The organism is Nocardia ninae NBRC 108245 (assembly GCF_007990755.1).
Classification (GTDB): Bacteria; Actinomycetota; Actinomycetes; order Mycobacteriales; family Mycobacteriaceae; genus Nocardia; species Nocardia ninae.
Genome location: NZ_BJXA01000036.1, coordinates 1 through 16,528, shown reverse-complemented (window position 1 = coordinate 16,528; position 16,528 = coordinate 1). Strand labels below are relative to the sequence as shown.

At 67.0% G+C, this 16,528-nt stretch carries 11 protein-coding genes; 9 read left to right on the top strand and 2 right to left on the bottom strand.

The genetic code is table 11. The annotated features are described in order from the left end of the window. Positions 1-4: 4 nt before the first annotated feature. From NN4_RS24185 to NN4_RS24145, 9 genes are all read left to right on the top strand, one after another. Entirely contained in the window at positions 5-1,390 is a 1,386-nt protein-coding gene (locus NN4_RS24185) for a hypothetical protein (protein WP_147135632.1), read from the top strand. Then, entirely contained in the window at positions 1,381-2,715 is a 1,335-nt protein-coding gene (locus NN4_RS24180; protein WP_147135629.1) for a polysaccharide biosynthesis tyrosine autokinase, read from the top strand. The genes NN4_RS24185 and NN4_RS24180 overlap by 10 nt, the downstream gene beginning before the upstream one ends. After that, positions 2,712-4,082 carry a glycosyl hydrolase family 28-related protein gene (locus NN4_RS24175; protein WP_147135626.1) on the top strand — a complete coding sequence of 457 codons (1,371 nt, stop codon included), beginning with the start codon at positions 2,712-2,714 and terminating at the stop codon, positions 4,080-4,082. Before NN4_RS24180 ends, NN4_RS24175 begins: the two co-directional genes overlap by 4 nt. A gap of 4 nt (positions 4,083-4,086) precedes the next feature. Beyond that, on the top strand, positions 4,087-4,677 hold the full coding sequence (locus tag NN4_RS24170) for a YdcF family protein (RefSeq protein ID WP_147135622.1): 591 nt from the start codon (positions 4,087-4,089) through the stop codon (positions 4,675-4,677). Between the two features lie 17 nt (positions 4,678-4,694). After that, positions 4,695-6,038, top strand: a complete 1,344-nt coding sequence (locus tag NN4_RS24165) for a glutamate-1-semialdehyde 2,1-aminomutase (protein WP_371865695.1) — start codon at positions 4,695-4,697, stop codon at positions 6,036-6,038. A gap of 11 nt (positions 6,039-6,049) precedes the next feature. Continuing rightward, positions 6,050-7,219, top strand: a complete 1,170-nt coding sequence (locus NN4_RS24160) for a glycosyltransferase (RefSeq protein ID WP_147135616.1) — start codon at positions 6,050-6,052, stop codon at positions 7,217-7,219. A gap of 436 nt (positions 7,220-7,655) precedes the next feature. Next, positions 7,656-8,369: a choice-of-anchor P family protein gene (locus tag NN4_RS24155; protein ID WP_147135613.1), complete on the top strand. Its 714-nt coding sequence runs from the start codon at positions 7,656-7,658 to the stop codon at positions 8,367-8,369. 241 nt (positions 8,370-8,610) lie between these two features. Continuing rightward, on the top strand, positions 8,611-10,119 hold the full coding sequence (locus tag NN4_RS24150; RefSeq protein ID WP_147135611.1) for an FAD-dependent monooxygenase: 1,509 nt from the start codon (positions 8,611-8,613) through the stop codon (positions 10,117-10,119). Further along, positions 10,116-10,832 (top strand): TetR/AcrR family transcriptional regulator, encoded by a 717-nt coding sequence (locus NN4_RS24145; protein WP_147135608.1) that lies wholly within the window; start codon positions 10,116-10,118, stop codon positions 10,830-10,832. The genes NN4_RS24150 and NN4_RS24145 overlap by 4 nt, the downstream gene beginning before the upstream one ends. Here NN4_RS24145 and NN4_RS24140 read toward each other — a convergent pair. Both NN4_RS24140 and NN4_RS24135 read right to left on the bottom strand, forming a co-directional pair. Beyond that, positions 10,793-13,171, bottom strand: coding sequence for a SpoIIE family protein phosphatase (locus NN4_RS24140; protein ID WP_147135605.1), 2,379 nt, complete (start codon positions 13,169-13,171; stop codon positions 10,793-10,795). The two genes, NN4_RS24145 and NN4_RS24140, sit on opposite strands and share 40 nt — an antisense overlap. Beyond that, positions 13,171-16,528 (bottom strand): hybrid sensor histidine kinase/response regulator (locus NN4_RS24135; RefSeq protein WP_147135602.1); only part of this gene is annotated, 3,358 nt, incomplete at its 5' end. The genes NN4_RS24140 and NN4_RS24135, both read right to left, overlap by 1 nt.

Below are 16,528 nucleotides of genomic sequence, written 5' to 3'. Positions count from 1 at the left end.
CCCGATGACGGGCGCCGTTCCCGAACTGATGGCGATAGCCGGGGCGTTGGTGACGATGGTCGTGGCCGCCGCGGTCATCCCCGGTGTTGCCAGGGTCCTGCTGATCGCGCAGGCGCTGTACTGGGCGATGTCCTATCTCGTCAGACCTGTTGTGCTGCTATGGGTGCAGCCCGAACCACGCTTCGGTGACAACGTCGCCGACCCGCGCTTGGCCGCGCTGGGCTACGACTACGGCATCGCCATGGTGTTGCGCCCCGTCGTGTTCGGATTGTGGGTGTACGCGGGTTTCGTTGTCGCGCTGGCATTCTGGGTGCGCCGCCGTCGCAGGCCGGATGCCGCGATCGCCGGGGATCCGGATTTCCTGCCGACGCTGTGCGTGCTGTACTGCCTCGGCGCGCTCGGCCGGTTGGCCATGCTCGCCACCGGCACCGCCGGAAAGGCCGGTGAGGTCGAAAGCAGCAGTCCGGCACTGACATTCGTGACAATGCTCGGCACGGTCGGCGCTGTGGGGCTGATCGTCTTCGTCCGGCTCGCGGGGGCACGGGCAACCGCGCTCGCCGTGGGCCTGCTGCTGGCCGGTGAACTGCTCTGGACCATGGCCGTCGAGTCCAAGACGCCGATCATGGGCGCCGCGCTGGCGATCGGAGTGCGGTTCGCGCTGGGCGGCTGGACCCGGACGAAAGTCGTTGCCATTGTGCTGGTCTCGCTGATGGGTATCGGCGGCTTCGGCTGGCTCCAGTCGCTCAAAGCGAGCGGGGAGGTGCAGGCCGATGCCGCCGTTACCGACTCCGCCTACCCCGCCGGCGTTCGTCCGATGCTCAGTGTGCTGCGCCGGTTCGATCTGCTCGAGGCGGCGACCGATGTGTACTACACGCCACCCGGCTCGTGGTTGTCACCGGGACACGCGGCCGAGAACGCGGTGCGGAGCCTGATTCCCGCGCAGCTGCTCGGCGAGCCGAAGTTGCGATCCGGGACCGCCTGGGCCGCCGAGGTCCGGGGTGCCTCGGTGGATATGACGCAGGTATCGGTGTCGCTGGCCGAGGGCGGCATCAGCGAGGGCTACCTGCTCGGTGGCTACCCGGGGATCGTGGCGGGAGCCGGATTCACCTTCTTGCTGCTGGTGGCCTGGGCGCGAGCGCTGTACTCGCGTCATATCGCGCTCGTCGTGCTGGGGCTGGCGCTCATCGAGATACCGGTCATCTTCGAGCGCGGAATTCTCGGCAGCATGGAGATGCTCGGCAAGTACCTCCAGGCCGTCGTGCTGGTGTGGTTCGTCTATCTGCTGGTGGGCTGGTACCGCGGTGCGCGCGGCCGGCCGTCGGCGCACCAATCGTGGGAGCGGGCCGAATCCGTTGTCCCCGTGACACAAAGGACTGGCCAATGGGCTTGATGGAGTACTGGCGAATCGTCCGGCGGCGCTGGATCATCATTGCCGTCGCGGCGCTGGTGTGCCTGGGGGCCGCGGCGGGGTATGCGCAGACAATTCCCGTGACGTACCGGGCGTCGAGCAGCATGTACGTATCGATGTCGACGGGGACCTCGGTCAACGACTCGTACCAGGGCGGTTTGGCCGCTCAACAACGAGTGCGGTCGTATCTGGACCTGCTCACCAGCGCCACCGTCGCGCAACGCGTCATCGACGATCGCGGCCTCCGAATGGACGCGGGCGAGCTGCGCGGCCGGATCTCGGCGAGCTCGCCGCCGGCGACCGCGATCCTCCAGATCGCTGTCACCGGTGACACTGCCGTCGAGGCCCGCGACCTCGCCGACGCCGTGGTGGCTCAATTCCGGCGCCTGGTAGACGAGTTGGAGACCACCCAGCTCGGCGCCGCGCCCGCCGCTCGGGTCGCGGTGGTGGACCGGGCCGAGCTGCCGACCGCGCCCACCGGACCCCGGCGTACCCGTTTACTCGCCCTCGGCCTGCTGGCGGGCCTCGCACTGGGATTCGCGGCGGCCTTGCTGCGCGATCGCACCGACAGCAGGCTGCGCACCTCCAACGATCTGGAGGCGGTCCTGGCCGGTACGGTTCGGCCCACCGGCGAAGCGTCGCCCGCGGTGCCGATTCTGGCAATTCTCGACGTCGGTCTGCCCGGAGAGGTGGGGGAGACGCGGCGGCTGCGCGCCCGCCTGACCGGTGCCAGCGCCGGAAAGAGACCGAAAACTATTGTGCTGACCAGTCTCTCACCGCGGTCGGCGCCCGACATCGCGGTCCGGCTGGCCCGGTCGCTCGCCGACGCGGGCGCCAGGGTGGTGCTCGTCGACGCCGACACCACCGGCTCGGGCAGCTCCAGCCAATTGCTCGCGCACACCGGTCCCGGGCTCGCCGAGCTGTTGCGTGGCGGCGTCGCGTTGAACGACGCGGTAGTGCTGTTGCCCGACACCGGTATTCAGATACTGCCGATGGGGTCTAGCGACGCGGAAACCCCGGACGCGCTGACCACCGCACGCTTCGGCGTGATCCTGGCGGACCTGCGGAGCGGCTTCGACTATGTCGTCGTGGAGGTAGCGCCGGTCACCGCCGCCGCGGACGTGCTGTCGATCGTGCCCAGAGCCGACGCGACCGTCGGCGTCGTCGAACTCGGCACCAGCACCGCGGCGCAGGTGCGCGGCGCGCTGGCGACATTCGGCTCCGCCGGTTCGTCCATGGTCGGCGTCATCGCGGTCTCCAGACCGGCCGACTCGCCCTGGCAGCAGATCGCGAGGTGGCGAAAATGACAGTATCGGGTGGGCTCGATGACGCGGTGAATCGCCGTCGGCTGCTGGCCGGTTCGCTCGGCCTTGCCGCCGCAGTGCCACTGGCCGCGTGCGCAGCTCCGACCGACTCCGATCCGGAGTTCCGGTCACCGAGGGTGACCGACGCACCCGCGGCCCGCAACGTTCGCGATTTCGGCGCGGTGGGGGATGGGCAGACCGACGACACCGCCGCCATCGCGAAGGCGGCGGACGTCGGCGACCGACCGCTGGTGCTGTATCTACCCGCCGGGCAGTATCTGGTGACGGCCTGGCCCGAATTACCCGACTACGCCACAGTTCTCGGTGACGGCGGCGACATCAGCATGATCAACTACGCGGGCGACCAGACGCTCATCGCGCTGCACAAGCGGCAGCGAGTGCGCTTCACCCGCGTCGGCGTCTTCGTGTCCAACCCGACCGTCACCGCGGTATCGCTGTCCGAATGTTTCCGGTGCTCTTTCGAATCGGTGGTGCTGCGCGGCAATCACCTCAGCAGCAACTTCCCGCGCTACGTCGAACAACGCGGCGTCGTGCTGGACCAGAACACCGGCGGTACCGCATTCGTGAACTGCGACATCAACAATTTCGGCTACGGCCTGGTGACCTCGTGCATCCAGAACTATGTGACCTCGTCGAAATTCACCAACAACCGGGTCAGCGTGCTGGGCACCGGCAACGACCACAATGCCGGATTGGCCGCGAGCAACGTCGAATTCGTCTCCGACACCGATCCGCGCACCACCGACCGGCACGTGCTCGTCGACGGCGCCGCCAATGCCTGGTGGTTCACCAACGTCTGGTTCGAAGGCGCCGATACGGCGTTGTCGATCGGCAGCCCCGAACGCGGTGGGCCTGCCCAGTTCGGCATGGTCAATTGCAAGATCGCGGCCAGGACCGTCTGCCTCGACCTGTTGTATTGCCGTCAGCCGTATCTGGCGAACGTGCAGTTCGACCCCGACCTGGACAAGCCACCGACCGAGCTGCGCATCGACTACCGAGGGTGCCCGGAAGGCACTGCGGTGAACCTGATTTCGAGCTCGGGCCGGGATATCGATCCAAGGGTCTTTCCCGGCGGCTGGCAGGTGCTGGGGCGCGATCGGATGCTGGGTGCGCGGCTCGCGGGCACCACCGTCGCTCAAGCGGGCGGCCCCGACACCGACGTCCTGCAGGTGCAGGCGGCCGGCGGCGCGGTATCGGCCGCCGTGCTGGCCAGTGGTGCCTGGCTTTCCGAGCGTAGCGACGGCGGGATCGTGCTGAAGGACACCGACGGTGGATATTGGCGGCTGTCGGTATCCACCTCCGGCGCGGTCACCGCAGCGGCGCTGGGCCGGAACAGGCCGACGAGGTGATGGCATGCACGACACGGTCGTAGTCGCGCCGCCCGACACCCGGCGGCCGAGGCGCACGTATCGGCGAATGCTCGTCGGCGCGGGCGCGTTGATCGCCGTCGTCGCCGCGGTGGTCGCACTGGGCTGGCCGGTATACGTGCGACCGCAGGTGGATCCGCTGCGTCCCGCCGACGCCATCGTCGTGCTCGGCGGCACGCCCTACGAACGATTCGACCTCGGCCTGGATCTCGCGCGGCGCGGTTATGCGCGGCAACTGCTGATTTCGCGTTCCACCGGTGCCGACGATCCCGCCATGGACAAGTACTGCGACGGCCGCTTCGACTTCCAAGTCAGCTGTTTCGTGCCGGACCCGTGGACGACGCAGGGGGAAGCACAGGAGATCGGGCGCAGGGCAAAGCAATTCGGCTGGCACCACATCATCGTCGTCACCTTCACCCCGCATGTGTCGAGAGCGCGGTACATCGTCGAGAAGTGCTTCAGCGGCGAGGTGACGATGGTCGCCAGCCCCAGTCCGTCGGGGCCCGCGTTCTGGGCGTGGATGTACCTGCGCCAGTCCGGTGGGTACCTCAAAGCATTCACCGAACGCGGATGTTGAGCGAGAGGGGCACGAGCGTGCCGACTACCGAACGTAACTTTGCGCGCAGCAACGCGCTTCAGGCCCGATTGCACGATCTGGTGCCCGGCGGCGCGCATACCTATGCCCGCGGGGCCGATCAATATCCCGAGGAGATGGCGCCGGTGCTGCTGCGGGGCAATGGGTGTCACGTCTGGGACTGCGACGGCAACGAATACGTCGAATACGGCATGGGTCTGCGGTCGGTGACGCTCGGGCACGGCTACCGCCCGGTGCTCGACGCGGTGACCGCCGCCATCGCCGACGGGGTGAACTTCTCCCGGCCCACCGAACTGGAACTGCTTGCCGCCGAGGACTTCCTGTCGTTGGTGCCGGGCGCGGACATGGTGAAGTTCGCCAAGAACGGCTCCGACGCCACCACCGCGGCGGTCCGGCTGGCCCGCGCCGCCACCGGGCGCGCAGTGGTGGCGGTGTGTGATCAGCCGTTCTTCTCCATCGACGACTGGTTCATCGGCACCACCGAGATGAACAGCGGCACCGACGACGCCGCCGCGGTGAAGTTCGCCTACAACGATCTCTGCGCACTCGCCGAGGTGTTGGCCGCGGTGCCGGTGGCGTGCGTGATCATGGAGGCGGCCACCGCGCTGGCCGAGCCGGAACCCGGTTATCTGCAAGGAGTTCGGGCTCTGTGCGATCGGTACGGTGCGTTGCTGGTCTTCGATGAGATGATCACCGGCTTCCGATGGTCCGCCGGTGGCGCGCAGCAGGTGTACGGGGTGCGTCCGGACCTGTCGTGCTGGGGCAAGGCGATGGGCAACGGATTCCCGATCTCGGCGCTGGCCGGTAAACGCGAGTTCATGGAACTGGGCGGACTGCGGACCGACCGGGAGCGGGTGTTCCTGTTGTCGACCACGCACGGGGCCGAGACCGCCGCGCTGGCGGCCTTCCGCGCGGTGGTGCACGCGTATACGAACAGCGATCCGGTCGGGCAGATGGAACGGGCCGGGCGGCGCCTGGCCGGAGCGGTGAACACGATCGCCGCCGAGCTCGGTATCGCCGACTACCTGCAGGTGGTAGGGCGGCCGTCCTGCCTGATCTACCTGACCCGGAATCCCGAAGGCCGACCGTCCCAGGCATTTCGGACCTTGTTCCTGCAGGAGCTGCTGGCGCGCGGTGTCCTCGGGCAGTCGTTCGTCACCTCCGCCGCGCACACCGACGACGACATCGACGCGACCGTCGAGGCGTGCCGGGCAGCCGCCATCGTCTATCGGCAGGCACTCGAACAAGGCAGTGTCACCGGACTTCTGGCCGGCCGACCGGTCGCACCCGCGATCCGGGGGACCGCCGCACCACGGCAGATCATCGCGCTGCCGCGCACCTGAACGGAGATCTCATGACAGCGCCACGGGTCGCCCTCGTGCACGAGCGATTCACCGAATACGGTGGATCCGAAGCGGTGGTCGCGGAGTTCATCAAAACCTGGCCGGGCGCGGCGGTATTCGCGCCGATCGTCAGCCGGGAGGGGCACAGCTCGCTCGCGGCGGCCGTCGGATCGGTGCGACGCGCCGAAGGGACTGCGGAAACCGGTGCGGGTCAGAGTGTTTCGATTCACCACAGCTGGCTCAGCCGGGCCCACGCCGCGATCGGTGGCGGCTCGCATGCACCGCTGCTGCCCTTCGTGCCCCGGACACTGCGCCGGTTGCCACTGGCCGAACGCTTCGACGTGGTCGTCGTCAGCCATCACGCGTTCGCCACGCAGGCCGTCTTCGCGACCGACGCACCGGTGATCGCCTATGTGCACAGTCCGGCACGGTGGGCCTGGGACGGGGTATTTCGCGCCCAGGAGGCGGGAGGCAAGCCGGGACAGTTGGCGCTGGCGGGTCTGGGCCATTTCGCGCGCCGCGCCGAGCTGCGGGCCGCCCCGCGGCTGGCGCACGTGATCGCCAACTCGCACGCCGTCGCCGACCGGGTGCGCGATTGGTGGGGCCTGCCCGCCACCGTCGTCAATCCGCCGGTGCGGATCGACCGCTTCACCCCCGACCCGTCGATCCCGCGCGAGGACTTCTTCCTGTTCGCCGGTCGGCTCGTTCCCTACAAGCGGGCCGACCTCGCGATCCGCGCGGTGCAGCGCGCCGGCGGCCGGTTGGTGGTGCTCGGCGACGGCAGACACCGCCAGCACCTCGAGTCGATCGCAGGATCCGAAACCACCTTCCTGGGCGCCGCGCCCGATCACGTCCTGCTGGACATGTATCGGCGCTGCCGCGCCGTACTCATGCCGGGAGTCGAGGACTTCGGCATCGTTCCGGTGGAGGCGATGGCTTGTGGCGCACCGGTTCTGGCGGTCGGGGAGGGCGGCGCGCTGGACACCGTCCGCCCCGGCCGCACGGGTGAGTACGTCGAATTCGGTGACGACACAGCCGTGGTCGAGGGAATGGCGGGCCTGATCCGCGATTTCGACACGTCGCGCTACGATCCGGCGGCGATCAGCCGGCACGCGGGGACATTCGCGCCGACCGCGTTCCGGGCCCGCATCGCCGATGTGGTCGCTCGGGCCGCAGGTTGAAATACTCGCGTAGTCAGATATTCCCCATGCAACTAGCTATTAGGTAGTTATTGCTGGATAAATGGTTAACAGTGCGTGTCGAGATGGTTGGATAGCAGGTCTCGTTGCGAAACGCTGCGTCGTCATGAGATTGCTCTGGAATGCCGGATCGCCGACTGTGGTCGTGCCTGCTCGCAGTGCTATTCGGTCAGGCGTCCAACTTATTAGCCGCCCAAATACGCTGATCGAGAAATAGGTCAATTCGATTGATCATCGATTGCGCCCGGCATCGGCCATGCGGATGGGAATGTTACCGGGCGCATATGTGATCTGACGCACGTCAGATTCGAGCGGATCTTATGCATTTATCTATTGACGGCTTTGTTAATTCCGTGCAAACCTCTAGCCGTTCCAGCAATGCATCAGCAAATCAACTGATCTATGAAAGGTACAACTGATGAAGACGGCTTCCTTCACCAAGCGCGTCGGCGCCACCGTCGTCGGTCTTGCCGCGACGGCCGGCGTTCTCGCCGCCACCGCCGGTCCGGCCGCAGCCGCGATCCAGCATCAGTCCACCGCATTCGGCTGGTACCTGAGTGCCCACGACGTCAACCACGGCCCGATCGGAACCACCGCTTACCCGCAGGGCCCGACCCATGCCTCGCTGGTCGACACCCACCATGACCTGGTCGTGGTCGGCGGCGGCGAATCGGACTCGAATGGCGACGGCACGACGGGCGCGAGTTGGGCCAAGGCCAAACTGACCGAACTCGGCATCGATCTCTTCCATGTCCATCCGTCCATCGACCTGCCCGGCGGCGTGCTCACCATTGTCGCCGATTCGCTCGAATCCAGCTGCCGCGCAGACGCTTCCGGCACCACGGCAACCAGTAGCCTCACCGGGGCGCACGTGACGATCAACGGCAAGCAGACCGACATCCCGGCCAGCCCGCCGCCGAACTTCAAGATCAGCGTGCCGGGCCTGATCGACGTCACCTTCAACAAGCAGACCCGGACAGCGACCGGCGCACTGTCGGTGCAGGCGCTGGCGATCGAGTCGACGCCACTGTTCGAGACCATCGTGCAAGGCAATCTCGATGGCTACTTCGCCTCATCCACCTGCGGCGACACCGTGACGGTCGGCGAACTTACCGGCGGTCACGGGCACTGATGCCATAAGAACCGGGTGTGCGGGCCGGCAAACCACGGCACGCACACCCGGCTCGGCCGTCGATCGACCACTTCACCGTCTATCACCTGCCGATAGTGCGGAAGACCGCACCGGCCGGAGCGACTCCGCACCACGAGGGTGCATCTATACCCAAGGGAGAGGGTTGTCCTCAGCCGGTTGACCAAGAACCTCAACCCCAATTAGCATACGCAAACGTAGTCGTATGCTAATTGGGGTTGGAATGGAACGAGCAGCTGTATTGGTGGTCGGAGCGGGCCCGTCCGGGCTGGTGCTGGCGTGCGGCTTGGCCGCGCAAGGAGTAGCGGTTCGCGTTGTCGACGCGATGAGCGGTCCGGCGGTGACATCGCGAGCGAATATCCTGCACGCGCGTGGTGTGGAGGTTTTGCAGCGATTGGGTGCGATGGGTGATCTGCGGGACAGGTCGTTGGCTCCGGTCGGTATGCGGATGTATGCGCGGTCGCGTCCTCTCGCGACGATGCGGTTCGCACCGGACGGCCGCGAGTCGGTGCAGGCACTGTTCGTGTCGCAAGCTCAGATCGAGGAACAGTTGCGGCGACGGCTTACCGAGCTGGGTGTGGACATCGAATGGGGCCGGACGGTCACCGCCGCGATCCAAGACACCGACGGCATGACGGTGGAATTCGCGGACGGGACTCGACTGCGAACGGATTGGCTGGTCGGTTGCGACGGAGCGCGCAGCGTGGTGCGCGGCGCCGCGGGAATCGAGTTCCCCGGCGTGCCGGTGGTGGAGCAGTTCCTGCTCGCCGATGTGAACGCCGATTGGGACCGCGACCGCTCCACATCGGCGGGCTTCTATCACCGCAGCGGTCTGCTGTTGGCTATTCCCATGCGTGCCAACGGCGATTCTGGCGACCGGTGGCGGCTCATGGCAGATATCCCAGCTGCGGATCGACATCTTTCGGCCGCGGAAATCGTCGCCCGCTTCGAGCAGTTGCTGCCCGAACGGGCCGGGGAGAACGGGGTGCGTATCCGAGAAGCGGTGTGGACGTCGGTGTTCCGGATTCACCGCAGACTCGCCGTGGACTACCGGTCCGGTCGCATCTTGCTCGCCGGCGACGCTGCCCACATCCACAGCCCGATCGGCGGGCAGGGCATGAACACCGGAATCGGTGATGCCGAGAACCTGGCGTGGAAACTGGCCCTGGTTGTCGGCGGTCGCGCGGACGCGCAACTGCTCGACACCTACACCGCCGAGCGGCGGCCACTAGCCGCCGACGTGCTCCGCACCACCACCACGAACACGAAAATTCTTGTCGGAGAAGGTATTCTGGCGCGTTTCGTGCGGGACCGGATCTTCATCCCGCTTCTCAATTCCCCGAGGGTGCAGCAGCAGGCGACACGTACCGCATCCCAGCTGTGGGTGACCTACCGGAAGGGCCCACTGGGCAGCCGTCGAGGCCCCGCGCCGCGCCCCGGGGACCGCGTACCCGATCGCGAATGCATGCGCAGTGAAGGCGGTTCGACCACGTTGGCTGTCGAACTGCAACCCAACTGGGTGCTCCTGGCCCGCCCCGACGCGTCTACCGCGGCGCTGGAAAGCGTGGCAGGCAAGCATCTCGGCCCAAACCTCACAGTGTTGACCGACCCAACCGCACCGCACCCCGCATCGCTGACCCGTCCCGACGGGCACCTCGCCTGGCGCGGTAACGATCCGGATGCGCTACACAAGTGGTTCGCCGACACCCTCTACTCCAGGATCAGGACATGAGCACAGAGAAGCCACGACGCGAAGGACCGGGACGCCCTCGCGATCCCAACGCCGACGCCGCCATCCTGCGCGCCGCCGCCGACCTGCTCATCGAACGCGGCATCGACAACACCAGCATGGAAGCCATCGCCAAACGCGCCGGAGTCGCCAAGGTCACCGTCTACAAACGGTGGAAGTCGAAGGAGGACTTACTGGCCCAATCCATCGAGCAGGCCCGCGCAGACATTCCCCCCGTGCCAACGAGCATCGCTGCCACGGCACTACCCGACCTGATCGAAGCTTTGCTGCCCCACTGGGGCGCGGCCCTCGCCGACCCCAAGTATCGCCTGCTCGCGGCACGACTGCTCGGAGCAGGACCCAGCCACCCGGCCCTGCTCAACGCCTACTGGCACCACCATGTACTGCCCCGGCGCGAACGCTCGCGAGTCCTGCTCCAACAAGCCCAGGATGCCGGCATCCTCTCCCAGACCGCCGACCTCGAGATACTGCTCGACATGCTCAACGGCGCCATCATCCACCACCTGCTGATGGAACCCGCTGCATCTGACGCAACCGACGGCCTACAACCTGTAGAGCTGACCGCATACCTGCGCAGACTGCTGCGCCAAACCGGCTTCGCGTTGCCCGACACCAACCATTCAGACCTGGGAAAAGTTCACCCCGGGCTTCCAGGTTACGAGCCGCTCGGAGGTGCGAGACCTGGTCCCACCTGAATCCCCACCACACAGGTGTCGTCGTCGGTGTCGGAGTCGCTGTTGTGGAGCAGGTCGTCGAGGCGGTCGTCGAGGCTGCCGCTGAAGCGAGCCGACGCTGCGAGTAGGCGTTCCACGCAGTCGTCGAGGTGCCGCCCGCGGCGTTCGATCAGGCCGTCGGTGTAGAGCAGCAGGACGTCGTCGGGCTCCAGTTGGAGTTCGCCTTCTTCATAGGTGGTTTCGGCCAGCGCGCCGAGGATTATTCCGTTGAGCAGCGGCAAGGCGGTCGCCTCCCCGCCGCGGACCAGCACGGGGGGAAGGTGGCCTGCGCGGGCCCAGCTCAGTACGCGCGTCTGCGGGTCGTAGAGGCCGCAGATGGCGGTGGCATAGATATCGGTGGTCAGGTGGTGGGCTACCAGGTTCAGCCAGGTGAGCAGTTGGCCGGGGCCCGCTCCGGTGGCGGCGAGACCGCGTAGCGCGTTGCGCAGCACGACCATGTCGGTGGCCGCGGTGATGCCGTGGCCGGTGATGTCGCCGACCGAGACCAGAATCTGCTTGGAGGGCAATACGATTGCGTCATACCAGTCGCCGCCGACGAGGTGGTCCTGTTCGGTCGGCTGGTAGCGCACCGCGATGTGCAGCCCGAATGCGTCGATGGACGGCTGCGCGGCGGGCATGATCGCCTGCTGGAGTTGGCGCGCCAGGCGGCTCTGCTCGGCGGCGTGTTGCTCGGTGTGGGCGAGCTGATCCCGGGTGGCCGACAGCGCGACCTCGGTCCAGTGCTGTGCCGAAATGTCTTGGTAGGCACCGCGGATGGCGAGCAGATGCCCTACCGCGTCGAGTACCGGCTCGGCGATGATCCGAATATGGCGAGTTACGCCGTCCGGACGGATCAGGCGGAACGCGGTGGAGGCGGCGTTGCCGTAGCGGAGGACGGTGCGCAGGAACCGTCGGACCGCGTCGGCGTCGTCGGTGTGCGCGTGGTCGGGTAGTTGGCGCAGCGGGATCGGGTTGGCGGTCTGTGCCAGCCCGTAGAGGTCGAATAGCTGGCTGCTCCAGGTGATTTCACCGATGTCGGGGTTTTCCTCGAATCCGCCGACGCGGCCGAGGCGTTGCGCGTGCTGGAGCAGCGCCGCGAGCCGCACTGTTTCGTCTTCGACCTGCCACACCATGAGCACTGCGTCACCGTGGCGGCTGATACTGAGTGCCGCGGAGACGGTCAGTGGTATCTGGTCGACCAGTTCGGTCAGCACCGCCCGGTCGGCGCGGTAAGTCTCTCCGGTGGCGAAGACATACTCGATCAATTCGAATATCTGGCCTGCGCCTGCCGCCATCGGGTACGCCTCAAGCAGCAGGGCGCCGTTTATCCGGCTGCGGGGGCGGCCCGCCAAATCGACGAAGCGGGAATTGACGTGATGAATGCGGAAGTCGCTGACGGCACCGTCGTGGTCGAAATGGGGCAGTAGTACCAGGACCGAGTCGAACAGCGCCTCCGCCAGCCGGACGAGGTCGGCGACGTCGGGCCCGTTGGGTACCGGCGCACCGGCCAGGTCCGATTCCAAGGTGTGGGCGCACAATTCGGCCAACGCCTCCAGCTGCCGTTGTATTTGCGGCCGTTGCGGTTCGAGCGGTTGCGGCCAGCACACCTCGAGCACGCCGAGCAGTTTGCCGCTGGTGCCCGCCGGGATCGCTACCCGGCCACCATCGCGGTCGCCGATCGAGGGCAACCGGGACGAGCCCATGTCCTCGATCCATAGCGTGTTTCGTTCCGTCAGCGCCTGCCGAGCCGGGGTGGCCACCCCGGGTGGCACATATCGCCACCGCTGAGCCTCGTGCGCACTGATACCGACGAAACCGCGCAGCGAGAGCGATCCGTCGGTACCTGCGGCCCAAATCGCCGCCGCCGAGGCACCGAGCGGGGCAAGCGCGTGGTTGAGCAGCGCCTCGGCCACCCGCTGGGTATCACCGGCGGCGAGCAACCCGCTCTCCGCCGTGCGCAGCCGTACCGCGGCCGACAAATCGCCCGGTGCGGCGGCACGTAGCAGGAATTCGCCCGCTGCCGCACTGACCTTGTCTTGTGCGGCCTGGTTCACCACCTCCGCGGCCAGCTCCAACGGCGTGACACCCGCTTGCGCGGCAAGCACCTCGAGTTGTTGCGCCGCCTGGGTCGGCCCGCACCGCAACCGTTCGACCAGGACGCCCTTGGCCATTTCGATCAGCGCACGGCCGTCGGCGGTGGCCTGGGCCTGTTGAATCTCGTTGCGCAGCCGCTCGACGGTGGCCGCGAGGCGGTTGACCGCAGGCCCTTCGGCTGGACTGTTGCCGGGAGTCGTGTCGTCAGCGGTGTTCGAGGCGGTCATCAGGCGTCGAGCCAGTGCTGGATGCAGGCGAGCAGAGCGTCCGCGTCGACCGGTTTGGTGACGTAATCGTTGGCGCCCGCGGCGAGGCACTTCTCCCGGTCGCCCAGCATGGCCTTGGCCGTCACGGCGATGATCGGCAGATCCTCGTACTGCGGCATCCGGCGGATCGCCGCCGTCGCGGCGTAGCCGTCCATCTCGGGCATCATGACGTCCATCAGGACTAGGTCCGTCTCCGCGCGGGCGAGCAGGGTGTCGATTCCCTCCCGCCCGTTCTCGGCGTGCAGCACGTTGATGCCGTGCAGTTCGAGAATGCTGCTGAGCGCGAACAGGTTTCGGGCGTCGTCGTCGACGATGAGCACCGTACGGCCGGTGAGTTTGCCCTCCGGGCGTTGTGGCGCCGCGGCAACGGCGTCCTCGCGGCGCACCAGGGGCAGCACATCTTCCGGTGCGGCGGCGGTGACGTGCAGGACGATCCGCTCGCGCAGTTCGTCCAGGCTGGACAGCAGCTCCAACGGCCGGTTCGCGGTGAGCTGCTGCAGCAGCCGCTCTTGCTCGGCGTCGAGCCGGCGATTGTGGGCCAGTACCGGCACACCGCGCATCGCGGCATCCCCGTCCATGGTCTCCAGGAATCGCAGTGCGGCACAGTCGGGCATATCCAACTCCAAGACCACGCAGTGAAACGCGTCGACGGCCAGCGCCGCTACCGCCTCCTCCGCGCCGACCGCGGCGACGATCTGCACCGGACCGCGCGGGTCGTTGCCGTCGGTGAGATCAGCGACCGCACTCTGTGCGACCAGGGACAACAGTCCCTGCGGACGTTCCTCAACGATCAGCAGCCTGCGCTGCCGCGGGGAGGTCGCGAGGACAGCCTGCTGCGGGGTGCCGTCCTGGAGCTGCCGGGTGTCTTCGTCGTGGTGTGGCGCCTGCTGGAAATCCGGTCGGGCGATCGGCAGGTACAGGGTGAAGGTGCTGCCCTGACCGAGGGTGCTGTCGGCGGTGATGGCACCGCCGAGTAGATAGGCGATCTCCCGGCTGATCGACAGGCCGAGTCCGGTGCCGCCGTATTTGCGGCTGGTCGTTCCGTCGGCTTGCTGAAACGCACCGAAGATCGACTCGAGCTGATGTTCGGCGATGCCGATGCCGGTGTCGATCACTTCGAACGCGAGGGTCGGGCCGTGGCGGCGCGCGACGGGGGGCACGTCGTCGGCTTGCGTTGGTTTGATGCGCAGCTGCACCGACCCGGTCTCGGTGAACTTCACCGCATTGGACAGCAGATTGCCCAGCACCTGGCGCAGTCGGGAATCGTCGGTGAGCAACTCGAGCGGCAACTCGGGCGCGGTGCTCACCCGGAATCCCAGACCCTTCTGAGTGGTCATCGGCCGGAAGGTGGCCTCGACGTAGTCCAGCAGTTTGCGCAACGGCACTCGCTCGGGGGTCAGGTCCATCTTGCCCGCCTCCACCTTCGACAGGTCGAGGATGTCGTTGATCAGCTGCAGCAGATCCGAACCGGCCGAGTGGATGATGCCTGCGTACTCCACCTGCTTGGGCGTGAGGTTGCGAGCCGGGTTCTGCGCCAGCAGCTGAGCGAGAATCAACAGGCTGTTCAGTGGTGTGCGCAGCTCGTGGCTCATGTTGGCCAGGAACTCCGACTTGTACTTCGAGGCGAGGGCGAGCTGCTGGGCGCGGGTCTCCAGCTCTTGGCGAGCCTGCTCGATCTCGAGATTCTTGGCCTCGATGTCGCGGTTCTGCATGGCAAGCAGCTCCGCCTTCTCTTCCAGCTCGGCGTTGGACCGCTGCAGTTCCTCCTGGCGAACCTGCAACTCCTGCGAACGGGCCTGCAACTCCGAGGTCAGCCGCTGCGACTCACCCAGCAGCTCGTCGGTGCGGGCGTTGGCGACGATCGTGTTGACGTTGACGCCGACCGTCTCCATCAGCTGGTCGAGGAAGTCCTGGTGAATGCGGGTGAAGCGGTGCAGCGAGCCCAGCTCGATCACGCCGAGCACCTGGTCCTCCACCACGATCGGCAGCACCAGCAGGTTGACTGGGGCGGTCTGCCCCAGCCCGGAGGAGATCGTGACGTAGTCGCCGGGGACGGAGTCCACCGCGATCGTGCGGCGGCTGCGCGCGGCCTGGCCGACCAGAGATTGGCCGAAAGTGAAGCGGGTGGGACTGTCCGGCTCCTCCGGGCTGCCGTAGGAGCCGATCAGACGCAGCTCCGGCGGCGCGGCGGTGTCGTCGGCCAAATAGAACGCGCCGAACTGTGCGGAAACCAGCGGTGCCAGTTCGTCCATGATCAGCTCGGCCACCACGTGCAGGTCCCGTTGCCCTTGCATCAGGCTCGAAATGCGGGCCAAGTTGGTCTTGAGCCAGTCCTGGTCCTGGTTGGCCTTGGTGGTCTCGCGCAGCGACTCCACCATCGAGTTGATGTTGTCCTTCAACTCCGCGACCTCGCCGGACGCCTCGACGGTGATGGACCGGGTCAGGTCGCCCTCCGCGACGGCACTGGTGACCCCCGCGATGGCGCGAACCTGGCGGGTCAGGTTGCCTGCCAACTCGTTCACGTTCTCGGTCAGCCGCTTCCACGTCCCCGATACGCCTTCGACTTCGGCTTGCCCACCGAGACGGCCCTCCGACCCCACCTCCCTGGCCACCCGGGTCACCTCGGCGGCGAACGCGGAGAGCTGATCGACCATCGTGTTGATCGTGGTCTTCAGCTCGAGGATCTCGCCGCGCGCGTCCACATCGATCTTGCGGGTCAGATCACCCTGCGCGACCGCGGTCGTGACCTGGGCGATGTTGCGGACCTGATTGGTCAGGTTGTTCGCCATCGAGTTGACGTTGTCGGTCAGGTCCTTCCAGGTGCCCGCCACGTTCGGCACCCGAGCCTGCCCGCCGAGCATGCCTTCGGTGCCCACCTCGCGGGCGACGCGGGTGACCTCGTCGGCGAACGCGGACAACGTGTCGACCATCGTATTGATGACGCCGGCGAGCGCGGCGACCTCGCCCTTCGCCTCCACGTTGATCTTCTGGCTCAGGTCGCCGCGGGCCACCGCCGTCGCGACCTGAGAGATCGACCGCACCTGATTGGTCAGGTTGGACGCCATGACGTTGACGTTGTCGGTCAGGTCCTTCCAGGTACCCGAGGCGCCGCGTACGGTCGCCTGACCACCGAGGTTGCCCTCGGTGCCGACCTCGCGGGCGACACGGGTGACCTCGTCGGCAAAGGCGGACAGCTGATCGACCATCGTGTTGATGGTCTCCTTGAGTTCCAGGATTTCTCCGCGTGCGTCGACCCGGATCTTCTGGCTCAGATCCCCACCGGCGACCGCGGTGGTGACCTGCGCGATCGAACGCACC

Excerpts from the sequence above, each read along its gene's own strand:
- NN4_RS24185 (WP_147135632.1), top strand. The coding sequence starts at position 5 with ATGACGGGCGCCGTTCCCGAACTGATGGCGATAGCCGGGGCGTTGGTG.
- NN4_RS24180 (WP_147135629.1), top strand. The coding sequence starts at position 1,381 with ATGGGCTTGATGGAGTACTGGCGAATCGTCCGGCGGCGCTGGATCATC.
- NN4_RS24175 (WP_147135626.1), top strand. The coding sequence starts at position 2,712 with ATGACAGTATCGGGTGGGCTCGATGACGCGGTGAATCGCCGTCGGCTG.
- NN4_RS24170 (WP_147135622.1), top strand. The coding sequence starts at position 4,087 with ATGCACGACACGGTCGTAGTCGCGCCGCCCGACACCCGGCGGCCGAGG.
- NN4_RS24160 (WP_147135616.1), top strand. The coding sequence starts at position 6,050 with ATGACAGCGCCACGGGTCGCCCTCGTGCACGAGCGATTCACCGAATAC.
- NN4_RS24155 (WP_147135613.1), top strand. The coding sequence starts at position 7,656 with ATGAAGACGGCTTCCTTCACCAAGCGCGTCGGCGCCACCGTCGTCGGT.
- NN4_RS24150 (WP_147135611.1), top strand. The coding sequence starts at position 8,611 with ATGGAACGAGCAGCTGTATTGGTGGTCGGAGCGGGCCCGTCCGGGCTG.
- NN4_RS24145 (WP_147135608.1), top strand. The coding sequence starts at position 10,116 with ATGAGCACAGAGAAGCCACGACGCGAAGGACCGGGACGCCCTCGCGAT.
- NN4_RS24140 (WP_147135605.1), bottom strand. The coding sequence starts at position 13,171 with ATGACCGCCTCGAACACCGCTGACGACACGACTCCCGGCAACAGTCCA.